Origin of the sequence: Bacteroides sp. B1-V-101 (assembly GCF_023656585.1) — a bacterium.
Lineage (GTDB): Bacteria > Bacteroidota > Bacteroidia > Bacteroidales > Bacteroidaceae > Bacteroides > Bacteroides thetaiotaomicron.
This window is the reverse complement of sequence record NZ_JAMOKH010000003.1, coordinates 253,909-273,174: the sequence shown is the minus strand read 5'-3', so window position 1 is coordinate 273,174 and position 19,266 is coordinate 253,909. Positions and strand designations below refer to the sequence as shown.

Annotated in this window: 17 protein-coding genes and 1 pseudogene; 12 read left to right on the top strand and 6 right to left on the bottom strand. The window is 43.4% G+C overall.

What is annotated here, in order from left to right; all coding sequences use genetic code 11:
- Positions 1-561 precede the first annotated feature (561 nt).
- The 11 genes from atpD (at position 562) to NBH01_RS04150 (ending at position 12,802) form a co-directional block, all read left to right on the top strand.
- On the top strand, positions 562-2,079 hold the full coding sequence (gene atpD / locus NBH01_RS04200; RefSeq protein WP_008761388.1) for a F0F1 ATP synthase subunit beta: 1,518 nt from the start codon (positions 562-564) through the stop codon (positions 2,077-2,079).
- Between the two features lie 18 nt (positions 2,080-2,097).
- Positions 2,098-2,343, top strand: a complete 246-nt coding sequence (atpC, locus tag NBH01_RS04195; RefSeq protein ID WP_011107410.1) for an ATP synthase F1 subunit epsilon — start codon at positions 2,098-2,100, stop codon at positions 2,341-2,343.
- Positions 2,344-2,385: 42 nt separating this feature from the next.
- On the top strand, positions 2,386-2,820 hold the full coding sequence (locus NBH01_RS04190) for a hypothetical protein (RefSeq protein ID WP_008765589.1): 435 nt from the start codon (positions 2,386-2,388) through the stop codon (positions 2,818-2,820).
- A complete protein-coding gene (gene atpB / locus NBH01_RS04185) occupies positions 2,804-3,910 on the top strand; it encodes a F0F1 ATP synthase subunit A (protein WP_011107411.1) in 1,107 nt (368 codons plus the stop codon). Before NBH01_RS04190 ends, atpB begins: the two co-directional genes overlap by 17 nt.
- 58 nt (positions 3,911-3,968) lie before the next feature.
- Entirely contained in the window at positions 3,969-4,226 is a 258-nt protein-coding gene (gene atpE, locus NBH01_RS04180) for an ATP synthase F0 subunit C (RefSeq protein WP_004295758.1), read from the top strand.
- 12 nt (positions 4,227-4,238) lie between these two features.
- Positions 4,239-4,742 carry a F0F1 ATP synthase subunit B gene (gene atpF / locus NBH01_RS04175; RefSeq protein WP_008761391.1) on the top strand — a complete coding sequence of 168 codons (504 nt, stop codon included), beginning with the start codon at positions 4,239-4,241 and terminating at the stop codon, positions 4,740-4,742.
- 5 nt (positions 4,743-4,747) lie between these two features.
- Complete coding sequence (locus NBH01_RS04170) at positions 4,748-5,308, top strand: F0F1 ATP synthase subunit delta (RefSeq protein ID WP_008761392.1); 561 nt, start codon at positions 4,748-4,750, stop codon at positions 5,306-5,308.
- The gene (gene atpA, locus NBH01_RS04165; RefSeq protein WP_008761393.1) at positions 5,308-6,891 is read left to right on the top strand and encodes a F0F1 ATP synthase subunit alpha; all 1,584 of its coding nucleotides are present in this window, start codon (positions 5,308-5,310) and stop codon (positions 6,889-6,891) included. Before NBH01_RS04170 ends, atpA begins: the two co-directional genes overlap by 1 nt.
- A gap of 89 nt (positions 6,892-6,980) precedes the next feature.
- A complete protein-coding gene (locus NBH01_RS04160) occupies positions 6,981-7,877 on the top strand; it encodes a F0F1 ATP synthase subunit gamma (RefSeq protein ID WP_008761394.1) in 897 nt (298 codons plus the stop codon).
- Positions 7,878-8,042: 165 nt separating this feature from the next.
- Entirely contained in the window at positions 8,043-10,010 is a 1,968-nt protein-coding gene (locus NBH01_RS04155) for an LruC domain-containing protein (RefSeq protein WP_250700005.1), read from the top strand.
- A gap of 233 nt (positions 10,011-10,243) precedes the next feature.
- The gene (locus tag NBH01_RS04150; protein ID WP_234141092.1) at positions 10,244-12,802 is read left to right on the top strand and encodes a helix-turn-helix domain-containing protein; all 2,559 of its coding nucleotides are present in this window, start codon (positions 10,244-10,246) and stop codon (positions 12,800-12,802) included.
- A gap of 98 nt (positions 12,803-12,900) precedes the next feature.
- Here the strand turns inward: NBH01_RS04150 and NBH01_RS04145 are convergent, their stop codons facing one another.
- The 3 genes from NBH01_RS04145 to NBH01_RS04135 form a co-directional block, all read right to left on the bottom strand.
- Positions 12,901-13,521 carry a LysO family transporter gene (locus NBH01_RS04145; RefSeq protein WP_008761396.1) on the bottom strand — a complete coding sequence of 207 codons (621 nt, stop codon included), beginning with the start codon at positions 13,519-13,521 and terminating at the stop codon, positions 12,901-12,903.
- Positions 13,518-13,796, bottom strand: a complete 279-nt coding sequence (locus NBH01_RS04140; protein ID WP_008765593.1) for a LysO family transporter — start codon at positions 13,794-13,796, stop codon at positions 13,518-13,520. The genes NBH01_RS04145 and NBH01_RS04140 overlap by 4 nt, the downstream gene beginning before the upstream one ends.
- Before the next feature lie 529 nt (positions 13,797-14,325).
- The gene (locus NBH01_RS04135; protein WP_008765594.1) at positions 14,326-15,234 is read right to left on the bottom strand and encodes an SDR family oxidoreductase; all 909 of its coding nucleotides are present in this window, start codon (positions 15,232-15,234) and stop codon (positions 14,326-14,328) included.
- 204 nt (positions 15,235-15,438) lie between these two features.
- Here NBH01_RS04135 and NBH01_RS04130 point away from each other — a divergent pair.
- A pseudogene (locus NBH01_RS04130) lies at positions 15,439-15,555 on the top strand (RtcB family protein); the annotation flags it as partial.
- Between the two features lie 225 nt (positions 15,556-15,780).
- Here NBH01_RS04130 and NBH01_RS04125 read toward each other — a convergent pair.
- From NBH01_RS04125 to NBH01_RS04115, 3 genes are all read right to left on the bottom strand, one after another.
- Positions 15,781-16,962 (bottom strand): clostripain-related cysteine peptidase, encoded by a 1,182-nt coding sequence (locus NBH01_RS04125; RefSeq protein ID WP_250700004.1) that lies wholly within the window; start codon positions 16,960-16,962, stop codon positions 15,781-15,783.
- 349 nt (positions 16,963-17,311) lie between these two features.
- Positions 17,312-18,211 (bottom strand): helix-turn-helix domain-containing protein, encoded by a 900-nt coding sequence (locus NBH01_RS04120; RefSeq protein WP_048695520.1) that lies wholly within the window; start codon positions 18,209-18,211, stop codon positions 17,312-17,314.
- Positions 18,212-18,245: 34 nt separating this feature from the next.
- On the bottom strand, positions 18,246-19,148 hold the full coding sequence (locus NBH01_RS04115; protein WP_048695516.1) for a helix-turn-helix domain-containing protein: 903 nt from the start codon (positions 19,146-19,148) through the stop codon (positions 18,246-18,248).
- Positions 19,149-19,266: the final 118 nt, after the last annotated feature.

Genomic DNA, 19,266 nt, shown 5'->3' with positions numbered 1-19,266 from the left:
AGAAGAGTGTTTTTTGCTTCTTATTTTTTCTGCTGACATTTAACAAAGTGGCAAAATTAAGGAATTTATAATTTTCTTGCCGAAAACTTTTCCGCTTCAGGCAAATGGGGAGTGTTTAATAGGACGTACGTGCCCGGATATAAAACTAGTTGCATATGCTACTATTTTATCACTCGTTTAAGTGTTTGAATATTACCGTTGAATGGGAAAACTTGATGTTAAGTCATAGTTTTAATGATATTTTATAACTAACAGGCTTGTTTTACTATACAATCGTAATTGGAATGTTCCGATATTGGTCTGTTTGTAGTCTTTGTTGGCCTAACAAGTGTTATTGAACGACAAATAATGAAAAAGGAAGAACAACGATGCTAATTTGTTTCTACATTTGCGCGGTTGTTTATTAAACTATTTTGTTAAAAAGAAATCGGGCATGATTGAACAAAAGCTAAATTTAACTGTTTACTATAGTAGATTAAAGTAGATAAAACGCGAAACGTTCCTTGTCATGCTACTAAAATTCGATAGGTAAAGAAAGAATAATATAAATAAAGATTGCTTATGTCACAGATTATCGGACATATCTCACAGGTGATCGGCCCTGTGGTCGACGTGTACTTTGAAGGTACGGACGCAGAGTTAATGCTGCCAAGCATTCACGACGCACTGGAGATAAAGAGGCCAAACGGCAAAATACTGGTTGTAGAAGTTCAGCAACACATCGGCGAGAATACGGTTCGTACCGTGGCTATGGACAGCACTGACGGACTTCAGCGAGGCATGAAGGTGTATCCCACCGGAGGCCCGATCACAATGCCGATAGGCGAACAGATTAAAGGACGACTGATGAACGTAGTGGGCGACTCTATCGACGGTATGAAGAGTCTCGACCGTACAGGCGCATATTCCATCCACCGTGATCCCCCAAAGTTTGAAGATTTGACAACTGTGCAGGAGGTACTCTTCACGGGTATCAAAGTAATCGACCTGCTGGAGCCGTATGCCAAAGGTGGCAAGATCGGACTCTTTGGCGGTGCCGGTGTAGGAAAGACCGTACTTATTCAGGAACTGATCAATAATATTGCCAAGAAACATAACGGATTCTCCGTATTTGCCGGAGTCGGCGAGCGTACCCGTGAAGGTAACGACTTGCTGCGTGAAATGATCGAGTCGGGCGTTATCCGCTACGGCGAGGCTTTCAAGGAAAGTATGGAGAAGGGCGACTGGGACCTTTCGAAAGTAGACTATAATGAACTGGAAAAGTCGCAGGTATCCTTGATTTTCGGACAGATGAACGAGCCTCCGGGCGCACGTGCCTCTGTGGCATTGTCCGGACTGACGGTAGCGGAATCTTTCCGTGATGCCGGCAAGGAAGGTGAGAAACGCGATATCCTGTTTTTTATCGATAACATTTTCCGTTTCACGCAGGCGGGTTCGGAAGTCTCGGCTCTGCTGGGACGTATGCCTTCTGCCGTTGGTTATCAGCCGACACTTGCCACGGAAATGGGTGCGATGCAGGAACGTATCACTTCCACCCGGAAAGGTTCTATCACCTCCGTACAGGCAGTATATGTGCCTGCGGATGACTTGACGGACCCTGCTCCGGCAACAACCTTCAGCCATCTGGATGCAACGACCGTGCTCGACCGTAAGATTACGGAATTGGGTATCTATCCGGCTGTCGATCCACTGGCTTCTACGTCCCGTATCCTTGACCCGCACATCGTGGGACAGGAACATTATGACGTAGCACAGCGCGTGAAACAGATTTTGCAGCGCAACAAGGAATTGCAGGACATCATCTCCATCCTTGGTATGGAGGAACTTTCGGAAGAAGATAAACTGGTCGTGAACCGTGCGCGCCGTGTGCAGCGTTTCCTTTCGCAGCCGTTTGCCGTTGCCGAACAGTTTACAGGCGTTCCGGGCGTGATGGTAGGCATCGAGGATACAATCAAAGGGTTCAGAATGATTCTCGACGGTGAGGTAGACAACCTCCCCGAACAGGCTTTCCTGAACGTGGGCACGATTGAAGAAGCGATAGAGAAAGGCAAGAAATTGCTGGAACAAGCGAAAAAGTAATCGAAACAACATTCCATGATGAAAGAATTGCATTTAAGTATCGTATCGCCCGAAAAGAGCGTATTCGACGGAGAAGTGAAGATTGTCACACTGCCGGGAACGGTAGGATCGTTTTCTATCCTGCCGGGACACGCGCCGATCGTCTCGTCATTGAAAGCGGGAACGTTGGGTTATACCACGATGGACGGTGAGGAGCATACATTGGATATTCAGGGTGGTTTTGTTGAAATGAGTGACGGGACAGCTTCGGTGTGTGTCTCGTAAGGAAGACGAGATGGATAATATACAGCAGAAAAACACAACGACATGGTGAACATTAGTAAGACTAAACGGAATTTTATCGCACTGAATACGCTGTTTGCTATACTAAGCGGAGCAGCGGGAGCAGTGATTTTACACATAGCCTTGCCGGGGCATTATTTCGGAGGATATCCGTTTATACCGGTATATTTCTATATCTTCGGTTTGTTTAGTATTTATATGTTCGATGCGTGTCGGCGGCATGCTCCGCAGAAGTTGTCGCTGCTGTATCTGGCAATGAAGATGATAAAAATGATTCTCTCGCTGATTCTGCTGCTGATTTATTGTCTGGCAGTACGCGAAGAAGCCAAGGCTTTCTTGCTGACGTTTATCTCGTTCTATCTGTTGTATCTGATATATGAAACGTGGTTCTTCTTCTCCTTTGAAGTGAACCTGAAACGGAAAAAGAAAAATAAGAATAAAAATGAAACAGTTGCGTAACATAGTAGCTCCGATATTTCTGCTCTGCCTGATGTTGGTAGCCGGTCTGCCGGTCTTCGCGCAGACACAGGAAGATGTGACTCCGCAGGAGCAGAAAGAGAATACGGTCGATGTGAAGGAGATCGTGTTCGGGCATATCGGCGACTCATACGAATGGCATATTACGACGTGGGGTAAAACGCACATTACTATACCATTACCTATCATTGTTTATAGTTCTACTACAGGTTGGCATACGTTCCTTTCTTCCCGTCTCGCTGAGAATGGAGGCACTTATGAAGGGCTCTCCGTCGCCCCCGAAGGAAGTAAGTACGAAGGCAAACTGGTGGAGTATAATGCAGCCGGAGAGCAGGTTCGTCCGTGGGATATTTCCATTACGAAGGTGACATTCGCTTTGTTGTTCAACAGTGTGCTGCTGCTGGTTATCGTGCTGAGTGTGGCGCAATGGTACAGGAAGCGTCCGCAGGGAGCATTGGCACCGGGTGGTTTTATCGGATTCATGGAAATGTTTATCATGATGGTGAACGATGATATCATCAAGAGTTGTGTCGGACCCAACTACCGGAAGTTTGCACCGTATCTGCTGACTGCGTTTTTCTTCATTTTCATTAATAACATCATGGGGCTGATTCCGTTCTTCCCCGGTGGTGCGAATGTGACGGGAAACATTGCCATCACTATGGTGCTTGCAATCTGTACGTTCCTTGCAGTCAACATCTTTGGAACGAAACATTACTGGAAAGATATCTTTTGGCCGGATGTGCCCTGGTGGCTGAAAGTGCCTGTACCGATGATGCCTTTCATCGAGTTCTTCGGAATCTTTACGAAACCGTTTGCCTTGATGATCCGTCTTTTCGCCAATATGCTGGCGGGACACATGGCGATGCTGGTACTGACTTGCCTGATCTTTATCTCGGCAAGCATGGGACCTGCGCTCAACGGTACACTGACGGTAGCTTCCGTACTGTTCAACATTTTTATGAATGCGCTTGAACTGTTGGTAGCTTTCATCCAGGCATATGTATTCACCATGCTTTCGGCCGTATTTATCGGACTGGCGCAGGAAGGTGCAAAAGTAAAAGCAGAATAAACGCGAAGAGAGAGCAAATAAATAAACGAGAAAATAAACCATTTTAAAACTGAAAATTATGTTACTATCAGTATTGTTACAAGCCACTGCAGCAGCAGTAGGAGTAAGTAAATTAGGTGCAGCTATCGGTGCAGGTCTTGCAGTAATCGGAGCTGGTTTGGGTATTGGTAAGATTGGTGGTTCGGCTATGGAAGCTATTGCACGCCAGCCGGAAGCCTCGGGTGACATCCGTATGAATATGATTATCGCCGCCGCCTTGATCGAAGGTGTGGCTCTGTTGGCGGTAGTAGTATGTCTGCTGGTATTCTTCCTGTAATATTAAATAGATATGTCATTACTATTACCTGATAGTGGCCTGTTGTTCTGGATGTTTGTCGCATTCGGGGTTGTGTTCGTGATATTAGCGAAATACGGTTTCCCCATCATCATCAAGATGGTGGAAGGCCGTAAAACCTATATCGACCAGTCCTTGGAGGTGGCAAGGGAAGCCAACGCCCAGTTAGCTCATTTGAAGGAAGAGGGCGAGGCGCTTGTGGCTGCTGCCAACAAGGAACAAGGACGAATCTTGAAGGAGGCAATGGAAGAACGTGACAAGATTGTTCACGAGGCCCGTAAGCAAGCAGAGATAGCCGCACAGAAAGAACTGGATGCGGTGAAACAACAAATCCAGATAGAGAAGGATGAAGCGATCCGCGACATCCGTCGACAGGTAGCTGTGCTTTCTGTCGATATCGCCGAGAAGGTGCTCCGCAAGAACCTTCAGGACAAAGAATCCCAGATGGGAATGATCGACCGTATGCTGGATGAAGTATTAACCCCTAATAAGAACTAAGGAAGATGGAAGTCGGAGTACTCTCAATGCGATATGCCAAAGCGATGATCGAATACGCTCAGGAGAAAGGTGTGGAGGATAGACTCTACAACGAATTCTTCACATTGTCTCACAGTTTTCGTGTCCAGCCGGGACTGCGCGAAGTGCTTGATAATCCTGTGGTGTCGGTAAAGGACAAGTTGGCGCTGATATGTACGGCTGCCGATGGTAACGGTGAATCCAGCAGAGAGTTTGTCCGTTTCATCACGCTGGTTCTGCGAAACAGGCGCGAAGGCTATTTGCAGTTCATCAGCCTGATGTATCTCGATCTTTACCGGAAACTGAAACACATCGGAGTAGGCAAACTGATTACGGCAGTCCCGGTGGACAAGGAGACAGAAAACCGGATCCGTTCCGCAGCAGCACATATTCTGCATGCCCAAATGGAACTGGATACTGTGATCGATCCCTCGATAGAGGGGGGCTTCATCTTCGATATCAATGATTATCGGCTCGATGCAAGCATTGCCACGCAGTTGAAACGAGTGAAACAACAGTTTATTGATAAGAATAGGAGAATTGTATAATGTCTGAAAATATAAGAGTAAGCGAAGTATCCGATATATTGCGCAAGCAGCTCGAAGGTATCAATACCAACGTGCAGCTCGACGAGATCGGTACGGTGCTCCAGGTAAGCGACGGAGTGGTACGTATCTACGGATTGCGGAACGCCGAAGCCAACGAATTGCTGGAGTTTGACAACGGCATCAAAGCCATTGTGATGAACCTCGAAGAGGACAACGTAGGTGCCGTTCTGCTGGGACCTACCGACAGAATCAAGGAAGGCTTTATAGTGAAACGTACCAAGCGTATCGCCTCAATCCGTGTAGGTGAAAGCATGCTGGGACGTGTCATCGACCCGCTGGGCGAACCGCTCGACGGAAAAGGGCTGATCGGCGGAGAACTGTATGAAATGCCGTTGGAACGCAAAGCGCCGGGAGTTATCTACCGTCAGCCGGTAAACCAACCGTTACAGACGGGCTTGAAAGCTGTAGACGCTATGATTCCTATCGGACGCGGACAGCGTGAGCTGATTATCGGCGACCGTCAGACAGGAAAAACTTCCATTGCGATTGATACGATTATCAATCAGCGCAATAACTTTCTGGCAGGTGACCCGGTGTACTGTATTTATGTAGCTATCGGTCAGAAAGGTTCTACCGTGGCTTCTATCGTAAATACGCTCCGTGAGTATGGAGCGATGGATTACACGATTGTCGTAGCCGCTACGGCAGGCGATCCGGCTGCGTTGCAGTATTATGCACCGTTTGCAGGAGCTGCCATCGGTGAATATTTCCGTGATACCGGCCGCCATGCGCTGGTGGTTTATGATGACCTTTCCAAGCAGGCAGTTGCTTATCGGGAAGTATCGTTGATTCTTCGCCGTCCGTCCGGACGTGAGGCGTATCCGGGTGATATCTTCTACCTGCACTCACGTCTGTTGGAACGTGCGGCAAAGATCATCAAGGAAGAAGAAGTGGCACGCGAAATGAACGACCTTCCGGAGAGCCTGAAAGGTATCGTGAAAGGTGGTGGTTCACTCACGGCTCTGCCTATCATTGAGACGCAGGCAGGAGACGTTTCGGCATATATCCCGACGAACGTGATTTCTATTACCGACGGACAGATATTCCTCGAAACGGACTTGTTTAATCAAGGTGTCCGTCCGGCTATCAATGTCGGTATTTCTGTATCCCGTGTAGGTGGTAACGCTCAGATTAAGGCGATGAAGAAAGTGGCCGGAACCTTGAAGATGGACCAGGCACAGTATCGTGAACTGGAAGCCTTCTCCAAGTTTAGCAGTGATATGGACCCCATTACGGCGATGACTATCGACAAGGGACGTAAGAATGCACAATTGCTGATTCAGCCTCAGTATAGTCCGATGCCGGTAGAACAACAGATTGCTATTCTGTATTGCGGCACGCACGGTCTGCTCCACGATGTTCCCTTGGAAAACGTACAGGATTTTGAACGCAGCTTCATCGAATCTCTACAACTCAATCATCAGGAAGATGTGCTGGACGTTCTGAGAACCGGTGTGATAGACGATAACGTGACCAAGGCTATCGAAGAGACTGCCGCTATGGTTGCCAAACAATATTTATAAAATGAAGACGCTGTGTCAAAAGTCAATAGTAACTGAACTGGGACTGACTTTTGACACACACTCATTCTTAATTCTTAATTTAAATAGTTATGGCTTCACTGAAAGAAGTAAAAACCAGAATAAATTCGGTAAAGAGTACCCGAAAAATCACTTCAGCAATGAAGATGGTGGCTTCTGCCAAGTTACACAAGGCACAAGGAGCCATTGAAAATATGCTGCCTTATGAAAGGAAGCTTAACAAGATTCTGACCAACTTCCTGAGTGCCGACCTTCCTGTTGAATCTCCTTACATCAAGGCGAGGGAAGTGAAGCGTGTGGCAATCGTTGCCTTTTCTTCGAATACGTCGCTCTGTGGTGCTTTTAATGCAAATGTGATTAAGATGCTGCTGCAAACAGTCGGTGAGTTTCGTACACTGGGACAGGATAATATCCTGATATTCCCGGTAGGGAAGAAGGTGGATGAAGCAGTGAAACGCCTGGGATTCGAACCGCAGGAGACTTCACCGACGCTTTCCGACAAACCATCGTATCAGGAGGCTTCCGAACTGGCACATCGCCTAATGGAAATGTACGTATCCGGAGAAATAGACCGGGTAGAACTGATCTATCATCATTTTAAATCAATGGGCGTGCAGATTCTGCTTCGCGAAACTTATCTGCCTATTGACCTGACACGGGTCGTGGATGAGGAAGAGAAGCAAAAGGAAGAAGAAGTACAAGGAGGTGAAATAGCGAATGATTACATTATCGAACCTTCTGCAGAGGAACTGATCGCCAATCTGATCCCAACGGTATTGAGCCAGAAGCTTTTTACGGCTGCCGTGGATTCGAACGCTTCGGAACATGCGGCACGCACATTGGCGATGCAGGTGGCTACGGACAATGCGAACGAATTGATCCAGGATTTGACGAAGCAATATAATAAGAGTCGCCAGCAGGCTATTACCAACGAATTATTGGATATCGTGGGTGGCTCTATGCAGTAAATAAAGATTGCACGATAACACTATTTTGTGAATCGGTATTCCGTTTTTAAGCTTTGTCCGGCTGGTAATTAAATAATCTATATATTTGAAAATTATTTGAGAGGTGAGATTGTTTTGATGGGAACAAAACAAGCCTTGATAACTAACAAAACAAATATATAGATTATGACACAAAAGCGATTATTTGGCATTTCTGGTGCTATTGCTACGGCAGCATTGATTGGTGGGCTGTTGGCTGGATGTATGGAAAAAGATCTGTACGATCCTAATTATGGAAAAGAACCTCTTCCGGACCCTAGCGAGTATTTCGGATTTGAAACACGTGGCGACGTGAAACTCTCAGTAAACTATGATGTCCCCGGACTTGTGGCTCTACTTGAAGTGTATGATGAAGACCCGATGGAAGTAGTGGACAACGTTCCGGTAAAGAAAGAAGGAGTTGATGCTTTATTCAAAATTTTCACGGATGGAAATGGAAAATATGAAGGGAAAATGAATATTCCGACTTCCGTAGAGACTGTTTACTTGTATACATCAAGCTGGGGAGTGCCCCGATGCGTAAAACTAGATATCAAAGATGGGGTGGCTAGTTTTGATATGAGTAAAAAGGATTCTTCTACTGCCAATACTAAAGCTGTAACGCGTTCTTATGACTTTTCGAAAGGTAGCGTGCCGTATCTTATCAATTCCGGTGCTAATTTGTATTCATTGTGTAAGTGGGGAGAAGGAGGAAATCTCACCAATATTTATAATAGTCAAACAGGAAAGCAAGACCCTATTAATAATGGATATGTAACACCTCAAAAACAAGTGGGTAATGAATTGATTGGAAATTTTGTAGAACGTTTAAACTCTTTTTTCAAGCCATCCGGAGGTTCTGTAGACAACGCTTATTTGTATAAGGGATCTGAAATCACTAATATTAATGTAACAGAAGAGGGAACTACGTTAGATTTGGTCTTTCTTGACAGGGATGCTTCATTTAATAATTCATTTGGATATTATTATTATAAAACAAGTGATGGAGTTAGTAACTCTAATATGAGGAAGTATATCGTATTTCCAAATGTTGCTTTTTCCGTATATAATGGGGCTTTATCTATTTTGAAGTGTGGAGATAAAGTACGTCTGCTCTTTTGGGGTGAGGATGGTAAACCAAGTGAAAAATTTCCGAAAGGATATACAGTAGGATGGTTTATATATGCAGATGGGTATCATCAAAATGAGAATGAAATTGACATTACAAAGCCATTAATAACTTCTAATGGGTATTCTAATGGTGGTTTCGTATCTGTAAAAGATGAAAAGAGTGGAAAAACCATTATTGGTGTGGAAGATGGAGCAAACAGAAGTTTTTGTGATCTACTATTTTATGTAGATGCTTCTCCGGAAAGTTCTATTGATAATCCGAACAGACCCAATATCCCGAGTGATGATAAACCAATAGAAAAGCCGGATGCACAGGAGAACTTAAAGGGGACTTTAGCCTTTGAAGATATTTGGCCTGACGGGGGAGATTATGACATGAACGACGTGATCGTAGAATATAATCGTGCCATATATTTCAACACAGAAAACATGATAAATAAGATTGTAGATACATTTACGCCCACACACGACGGAGCGATGTATGATAATGCATTTGCTTATCAGATAGATGGAGGACAGTTTGGTAAAGTGACTTCGGATAAGGATATAAAAGTGGAGAGCGAAACGTCCTCTATTATTGTATTCCCAAGTGTAAAACAAGCTGTTAAGGGCAAAGTGGGGCCATGTACGATAACCAGAACCTTTGAAAAGGCCACTTTTAATAAGGAGAATCTGAAGATATATAATCCGTACATTATAGTAAAATATGCGGCAGGGCAACAGAACCGGACGGAAGTACATCTGCCTAAATATTCACCGACATCTTATGCTGACAAATCGCTGATAGGTTCTAGTAAGGATGTCTATTACATTGATCGTGACGGAGCTTATCCGTTTGCCATCGATATTCCGATGTTGAATTTCATTCCGGTGACGGAAACGCATAACATTGATACGGAATATCCTTATTTCAAGAACTGGGCTGATTCTTGGGGATCAAAATCTACAGATTGGTACAAGAGATATCAGTCTCCCAAGAATTAAGAAACAAAAACAATTTCGATATATAACTGTGACACGACTTTGTGTTCTGATTTGATCCGGTCCCGGTGTACTTCAAGCGAGAAGAAACCGGGACCTTTTTTGTTTATTTGTATACAAATATTTCGGGAGTAAAGAAATGATGATGAAAATACCGGCTTGATTATTGCTTTTCCTTACATTCAATTTCGGTGGTTGGAATCTATTCAGTACCTTTACCGAAAATTAGAGGAAACATGGAAAATAATCCTGAACTACAACTAGCTTGGCAGTTCATTGAAAATACAGGCACGCATCTGTTTCTTACCGGAAAAGCCGGAACCGGAAAAACTACATTTCTAAAACGATTGAGAGAACATACCCCCAAGCGCATGGTCGTATTGGCTCCAACAGGAATCGCAGCTATCAACGCCGGAGGGGTGACGATTCATTCATTCTTTCAGTTGTCTTTTGCTCCGTTTGTGCCGGAAACAACTTTCAATTCTGCCAAGATGCACTACCGTTTCAGCAAAGAGAAACGGAATATTATCCGCAGCATGGATCTGCTTGTTATCGATGAAATCAGTATGGTACGTGCAGATTTGCTGGACGCTGTGGACGCGGCTTTGCGTCGCTATCGTGACCGTGAAAAACCTTTCGGAGGTGTGCAGTTGCTGATGATCGGCGACTTGCAGCAGTTGGCTCCTGTGGTAAAGGACAATGAATGGGAACTACTGAAGAATCATTACGAGACTCCATACTTTTTTGCCAGCCGTGCACTGAAGGAAACGGTGTATATGACTATCGAACTAAAGAAAGTCTACCGTCAGAGTGACACCTTCTTTCTTTCTCTTCTGAACAAGATACGCGAAAATAAAGCAGATGATGAAGTGCTGAACGAACTGAACCGTCGGTATCAGCCCGGTTTCCGTCCACGGAAGGAAGAGGGATATATCCGACTGACAACGCATAACTATCAGGCGCAGCAGGTGAACGACCGTGAACTGGCATCACTGTCCGGACGGGCTTATAGCTTTCGGGCGGAGATAGAGGGAAATTTTCCTGAGTACTCGTACCCTGCGGATGAAGTGCTTACAGTCAAAGAAGGAGCACAGATCATGTTCCTTAAGAATGATGTTTCATCAGAAAAACGTTACTATAACGGCATGATAGGCGAAGTGATGAGTGTTGACGAAAAAGGAATGTCCGTACGTGGAAAAGACAGTAGTGATGTCTTTCAGTTGTTGCCCGAAGAATGGGGGAATTATAAGTATGTGCTGAACGAAGAAACGAAGGAGATCACGGAAGAAATAGAAGGTGTGTTCCGGCAATATCCCATCCGTCTGGCGTGGGCTATCACGATTCATAAGAGTCAGGGTCTGACGTTTGAGCGGGCGATTATCGATGCTCGTAACTCTTTTGCTCATGGGCAGACGTATGTAGCATTGAGCCGTTGCAAGACCCTGGAAGGAATGGTGTTGGAGACTCCTTTGCGTAGGGAGGCGATAATCAGCGATAGCATTGTAGATAATTTCACAAGAGATGTGGAACAGAATAAACCGGGGAGCAAGCAGTTGAACAACATGCAAAAGGCTTATTTCTATGATCTGTTGAATGATTTATTTAATTTCTATTCGCTTGAGCAGGCTTATAAGCGGTTGCTCCGGATGATGGATGAAGAGCTTTATAAACTTTATCCGAAGTTGCTTGCCGAGTATAAAGAACTGGCTCCGCATCTCAAAGAGAAGGTGGTGGAAGTTTCCAATCGCTTTCGTAATCAATATACGCGTCTGATTAACGGGAATGAAAATTATGCCGGAAATGAGGAGCTACAGCAAAGGATTCATTCCGGTGCTGCTTATTTCTGTGAAGCATTGCTTCCTGTCCGGGCGCTGTTTGACAAGACCAGTATGCCTCTTGATAATAAAGAGTTGCGGAAACAACTGAATGAACGTTTGCAGGCATTGGACGATGCTTTATGGATTAAAGAGTCTTTGCTGGATGCGATGCGGACGGAGAAATTTACGGTAACGGATTATCTGAAACGGAAGGCGAAAGTGATGTTGAGTCTCGAAGGGGAAACTGCTTCTTCCGGTTCTTCTACCAAGGCTCCGAAGGAGAAAAAAGAACGGAAAGAACGCACTCGCAGCAATTCAGGAAAGGTGAAAATAGAAGTTCCGACGGATATTCTGCATCCGGAACTTTATCGTGCTCTGTCGGAATGGAGAACGGCAAAGACGCGCGAAGTGAATATGCCGGCTTATGTGATCATGCAGCAAAAGGCATTGATGGGTATTGTGAATCTGTTGCCGGATACACCAGTAGCTTTGGAAGCGATACCTTATTTCGGTGCGAAAGGAGTGGAGAAGTACGGACTTGAAATTTTGGGCATTGTGCGCAAATATATGAAGGAGAACAAACTGGAACGACCGGAGATCTTTACTTCTGTTTCGGGCGGAGAGGATGTACGTGAACAAAAGCTGGACGCGCAGCATCATGAGGATAAGAAGAAGCAGAAAGAGAAGAAGAAAGATTCAAAGCTGGTGAGTTATGAAATGTTCTGCCAAGGGATGACTATAGAGGAGATAGCCAAAACCCGTGATTTGGTGACAGGAACGATTGCTGCTCATCTGGAACATTATCTCCGCGAAGATAAAATAAAATTGGAACAGGTAGTGACAGCGGACAAGATTAAGAAGGTCCGGACTTATCTGGAAACCCATGAGTTTATGGGAGTGGTGGCTATTAAAGCTGCATTGGGAGATGAAGTTTCTTACGCTGATATTCGCTTTGTATTGGCGACGGCGGGGCATTAAAAAACTCATTTTAATAAAAAAATAATGTCCGAAAAGCTACTGACAGAATGATAGGTCAGATATGCTTTTCGGACATTATGGTATGATGGGGTACAGAGTTATAAGTTACAGAAGAAAGAAACGAATACAGGCACGCTGATATCGATCAGAATACCATGCAAAATAGCGATAGGAATCATTTCTTTTCCCGAATATCTGCTGATGGAAGGTAATAATACATCCATTGAGTTGACTCCTGCCGCTGAAATGGGAGCAAGTTTCCCGAAATACTTCTTGATAAGCGGTGTACCCAAAAGTGCCATCATTTCGCGAAAGATATTAGTCAGCAGGGCAATGGTACCCAGCTCTGTAGCCAACTGTATTCCGATGGTCGGTTCCTTGAACTGAGTGATCAGGATGGAAGACAGCGAATAATAGGCGAATCCGCTTCCTACTGCCATACAGTCGAATACACTCCATTGACTTAGCAAAATGCTTGCCAAGGCAGAAAACAACAATGTGCCGGTAATGGTACCCAATGGAATCAGCAGCATTTTCGGGTGCAAATGTGAGATGATCGCTTTCAGGTTCTTATTGGAACCGATGCTGATTCCTACTTGCAGCATCAACGCATATAGTATATACATGGAAACAGTATGTGTGTCGAACTGGAATTTATTAAAAACTCCCATGATACAGCCTACACAGAAAAATACGATAACGATGAGACTTCCTTTCATTGTTTACCTCCTTTCTTGAAAAATAGTTGTAACACAAGCCGGGCAGCCAACAAGCTCCCTAATACGCCGGATACGGCAAGAATGATCGCCTGCCATCCAAACTTACCGAGATTATTCACAATCAGGCTATTAGAGCCAATGGATACTCCAAGGATAAAGAGTAACAGGAATATTGTAAGAGAAATTGTCTTTTCAGTCTTTTGTAAGATACTCCAGTTACGTAATCCGTATCCGATACCGATTCCCAAAAACATGGTAGATATAATAGAGAACATATTGTAATATATTTTAGTTGGTTAGGTTAAACAATTCATAAATAGCATAGATAATCCCCAAAAAGACATACATCTTATTGACAATCAGATGGAAATACTGTCTGTGAGTAACGAAATAAGTCAACAGGCAGTTAGGGGTAAGAATGAGTAAGGGGAATTTAGATGAATCCGCTGAACCAATGTACATGCACGCAACATGACGTGCAGAAATTGGGAATTTCCGCATGAAATATAAGGGCGTTATGTAATTGTAATGTTTGATTCATCTTCTGGTTCTTTAATTCGGGTGCAAAGATAAGAACTTATTGCATATTTTCAAAATAAATATGCAATAATTAGAATGGGAAAGGTAGCTGAAACTAGGAATAGAATGTAGTAAAAACTTGGTTATGTAGACCTTAACCTTTATATATTATGTGTTTATATCATTTTTATTTAGTTGCCAGTTCGATGCCTGAGTCAAATTTCTATGTTGTGTAGAGCACATACTTTTATTTGTGCAAACAATCTGATTAATAGGATTTGTCGGTTAATGTTTCCACTCCATGAGGATGTCTTTCAGCTTTCGTGGCTGGTAACCAAGTATAGTCCGGGCTTTTGCTATACTCATCCCACTGAAACGGGGACGGGGAGTAGCTTCTTGCATTTCTTCTGTTGTGGCAGGGTGAACGAGCGAACGGTCCAGCTTCATGTAGTCTGCTACCTGAAAAGCAATTTCTGCGATGGTCAGGCATTCCTCGCCACAGATATGAAAAATTCCGTTTGCGGCATTTTCTACCAGGTGTTGTACTCCGGCTGATACGTCACCTACATAGGTGGGCGTGCGCCATTGATCTGATACGACACGGATTTCTTGTCCTGCATTCAAACGATTCATCACCAGTTGCACGATGTTTCCATGTTGTCCCGGCAATGCTTTTCCGTAGACAATCTCTACGCGGGCAATAGCATAGTTACTACAGATTTCAGTCACTTTCTCTTCTCCTTTCCATTTGGTGAAACCGTAATAGTTGACGGGAGCAGGGAGACTTTTTTCTGTATAAAGCTGTCCGGACTTCTCGTCTATCTTTCCGTCAAAGACGAAGTCTGTAGATAAATGAATGAACCGGCTTTTGTAACTTTCGCAAAGATGTGCCAATTGTTCTACTGCCGTAACATTTGTTAGCCAGGCTTCTTCGTGATGCGTTTCGCAATAATCGGGGACGGATAAGGCGGAACAGTTGATGACTACATCGGGTTGTACGTCTTTAAAAAGTTGCTTTACGACTGCTTCATCCCGTATATCTGTGGTGATGAAATGATAGTTGCCTCCATTCTTCGGAAGGATATCCGGATGCAGGGAACATCCTGTTACCTTATATTGTGCCTTGCTCGACAGGTCATTCAGTATTTGGCGTCCGGTGAATCCATTGGCACCGATAATTATTATATTCTTCATGGGCTGTTTTATAGTCGTTCGTTTCAGTCATATGAGTTTTTCTCAGTCACATGAGTGAGTTTCGGTTCAGAAATGGCTTTTCTATATTTATTTTCACAAAAGTAGAAAATAATTTTAGTTACGCAAATAGATTTCGTAGTTCCCTTTTTCTTTTGCTCTTTTGCGAATTTAAGCATATCATTATCAGGTCCGATGCGCATGCCGGATGGATTGGATGAAGCACCGGGAGCTTACAAAGATATTGCGCAGGTAATTGCTAATGAGCGGGATTTAGTGAAGCCTTTGGTGGAATTGGCGCCTATGGCGGTGATCAAAGGATAAAATAAGCTGACGAGATGAGGTATGGACATAAAAAAAGGAGCAACGCCTTGCTCCAACCTTTGTTAACCTTAAATCTAATACTATGAAAAACACATTGCAAAGATACGGACTTCTGCGAACTTTGCAAATTATCCAAGAAAAATAGTATGTTTTATAACATTGATTAAGAATTTGAATTCTCGATTCTATTTTTATTAAGAGATTTCCTGATCTTATCTTTTGTTCTTAATGAGTAGCTGCATACCACGCTGTTTCTTCTTTTTTTGAGGCCAGTGAGTGCGTACTTGGATCGGAGATTGTGATACCGGAGAAGGTATTTATTTTCACTTGTCCTCTGCTCATCGAATAGAAATATTCTGTATTTCTTTTGAATGGCACCGTACGATTGAGCTGTTCGTTGAACTGTGCCACTAGAGTTTCATCGGGGCATAATTTTGAAACATAGTCACCATAGTCAAAGAAGATAACCGGATAATATCCGTCCAGTCTCTGTAAAGAACTGGTTAGTGAAGGATCAAAAGTATATCGATGATTAATTTCTTTCATAATAGTTGCCAGGTTATCAAGTTCTGAGCAATCAGTGACAGCGATTGTTCCGCAGGGTGTGCTATAAGTGGAATAAAAAGAGTAAAAAACGTCACAGATATCGGCATAATCTACTTTCCCAATTAGATACTGACCTATCTCGGCGTATGGCATACCATACGCCATCACTTCACTTGTAGATCCTATCAGATAATCAGTCACATCTTTGAGAGCGTAGGCTACTTCAATGCTTGACATATAGCAGTCGTCAAAGAGTATATATTCCATTTTAAGTCCGGCATTGGATATTCCTTTGGCAAGTGTGGTTATATCAGTCTGATATTGGGCATTTAATCCTCCGAAGTAGCGTGTCATTGGTACATTTTCGTATTCCCAGTGCATTTTGGTAGGAAGACCGCTACGTGATTTAGAATTTGATACGGGTATCCATCCCATGCCATGACAGCCGATAACCATCGAATAGCGTTTGGTGGGAGAGTAGCGTTGCACGTCATTTAGGATAGATGTGATACCTTCTGCTGTGGTATATGCAGGATCTGTATAGTTCTTTAGAGTTTTACGCACACTCTTGCCGTTCTCATAAGCGAGTTCAAAAAGAGTGGCTTTTGTTGCTGTGGTACACATGAAAATAATTACCCGTTCATCCTTCAAGATATTCTTTTCAACTACACTTTCAAGGTCGCTGATGTTCTGATAGAAATTGGATGTGAGATTATCAGACCAGGGGAGATACATGAATACCGTTTGTTCTGTAGGTACCGGAACTGGCTCTTCCTTTTCGCACGAAGTCATGCCAAAAGAAAGGAATAGTACGATGATAACTGATTTAATCAAATGGTGATATTTCCGCTCTGTCTTCATTGTTTTGTCAGGATTAAAGTTACTTCTTGATATATAACGTAAAAAGAGCACTTTTTGATTTATATATTCAGAATATAATCTGAATGTATCCTTTTCAAGTGTTACTGCAAATCTACTGAAAAATAACGTAATTCTACTATATACGAAAGTCCAATAGCTCACGTATGGACATAAAAAAAGGAGCAACGCCTTGCTCCAACCTTTGTTAACCTTAAATCTAATACTATGAAAAACACATTGCAAAGATACGGACTTCTGTGAACTTTGCAAATTATCCAAGAAAAATAGTATGTTTTATAACATTGATTAAGAATTTGAATTCTTAATTCTATTTTTATTAAGAGAAAAGTCAGTTAGGCATCTTGAAATCATTCGGCAAACAACCGGTGATCTTCTTAAACAGGCGGCTGAAATATTGCGGATTCCGGAAACCGAGTTCCTGCGCTATCTGGCTGAGTGTTTTATCTGTATTTATCAACCACTCTTTAGCTATCTCGAAACGCTTGAACTGAAGATATTCTTTGTACGATTTCCCCGTTTCATATTCCAGCAAATCATTGAAATATGCGGGAGAAAGACGAAGTACTCTGACGCACTCCTCAATAGTGGGAAGATCGGAGGACTGACTTTGTATAGTATTGAAATGATCATCCAAAAGACGGTCAAACCGTTCGATAATCTTTTTGTTAGCCTCATTGCGTGTGATGAACTGGCGTTCGTAGAAGCGTTCGCAATAATCAAGCAGTAGTTCGATGTATTTGGAAATGATCTTCTGACTATAGCAGTCGATACAGCGTTGCAATTCTTCATTTATTTTATCCAGAAGTTCCAGTATGACCTGCTTTTCACGTAATGAAACATGCAGTGCTTCTTCGGGACGATAAGAGAAGAAAGTATAGTCACGAATGTTCGCTCCAAGCACAGTGCCGCAGATCAAGTCGGGATGAAACGCCAGTATCCATCCTTTGGAAGGACATGTGTTGTCACTATCCTTCATACTGATTGACTCGCCGGGAGTCAGACAGAGAAGTGTCCCGTCCGAGAAGTCGTAGTATTGATGTCCGTATCTGTAGGCTTCACATTTGCATTCGCTCAACAGAATCGTGTAAAATCCGAATTTGAAATCCGTATGGGAGGATAAATCGGCTTTTGAAAGGTCGATGACACTGACCAGAGGGTGCAGCGTCTTACTCCCCATGCAGCAATTACATTGATGCACACTTCCTATCTTAAGTACTTTATCTCCCATGACGTAACTAATATCCTGATTAGTGGAGCTGTTTTTAGTTCTGTTGCTTATATTCGTTTGGCGTACATCCGACATTCTTTTTGAACAACCGGCTGAAATGCTGCGGATACTGGAACCCCAGTTCATACGCAATCTGGCTGACCGTCTGGCTGCCTTCTAATATCCGTTCCTTGGCAAGTTCTATGATCCGGTGCTGGATATATTCCTGTGCCGTTTTTCCTGTTTCTTTCTTGATCAGGTCTCCGAAGTAATTGGAAGAAAGGCAGACCTTGTCCGCAAAGTATTTTACAGAAGGAAGTCCTTCGGTAAGTGCAGTCTGATTCTGAAAATACTCGTCCAATAACTGTTCGAACTTCACGATGATATCTTTATTAGCCTGATTACGGGTGATGAATTGCCGTTCGTAGAAGCGCATGCAATAGTCGAGCAATAGTTCTATATTGCGGACAATGAGCTGCTTGCTGTGTTTGTCGATGGCATGTTCCAGTTCGATTTGTATTTTGTGGATACAGTCGGTCACGATTTCCCTTTCCTGTTCGGAGAGATGCAGTGCTTCATTCACTTCGTAAGAGAAGAAATTATAGTGTTTGATGTTCTGCCCTAAAGAAGTTCCCCGGATTAAATCGGGATGAAATAAAAGGCCGATAGATTTTGTACGAATTGGTGTCTGCTTGCGGTTATCTATCCCGATAACCTGTCCCGGAGCCATGCAGACAACGGTTCCTTCCTGATAGTCATAATACTTCCGTCCATATCTGAGATCGCCACATTTTGCGTCTTTCAGAAACAGAGAGTAGAATCCGATATTCATACGATAGTAGTCTACCGTCTTTGTCGCTTTCGAAAAGTCGATCACGTTTACCAGCGGGTGCAAGGTCTCTAGTCCGAACAGTTGGTCATACTGGTCAATGCTTTCAATTTTTGTTATTTCTTCCATACGGCTTACAGTTTTGATCTGTCACAAAGATAAGGCTTTTAAATGTATCTTTCTCATTCCGGATTTGCAAAACAGTAATTTGGGTATAAGATTCAGTAATTTGTATACAATGCCGGCG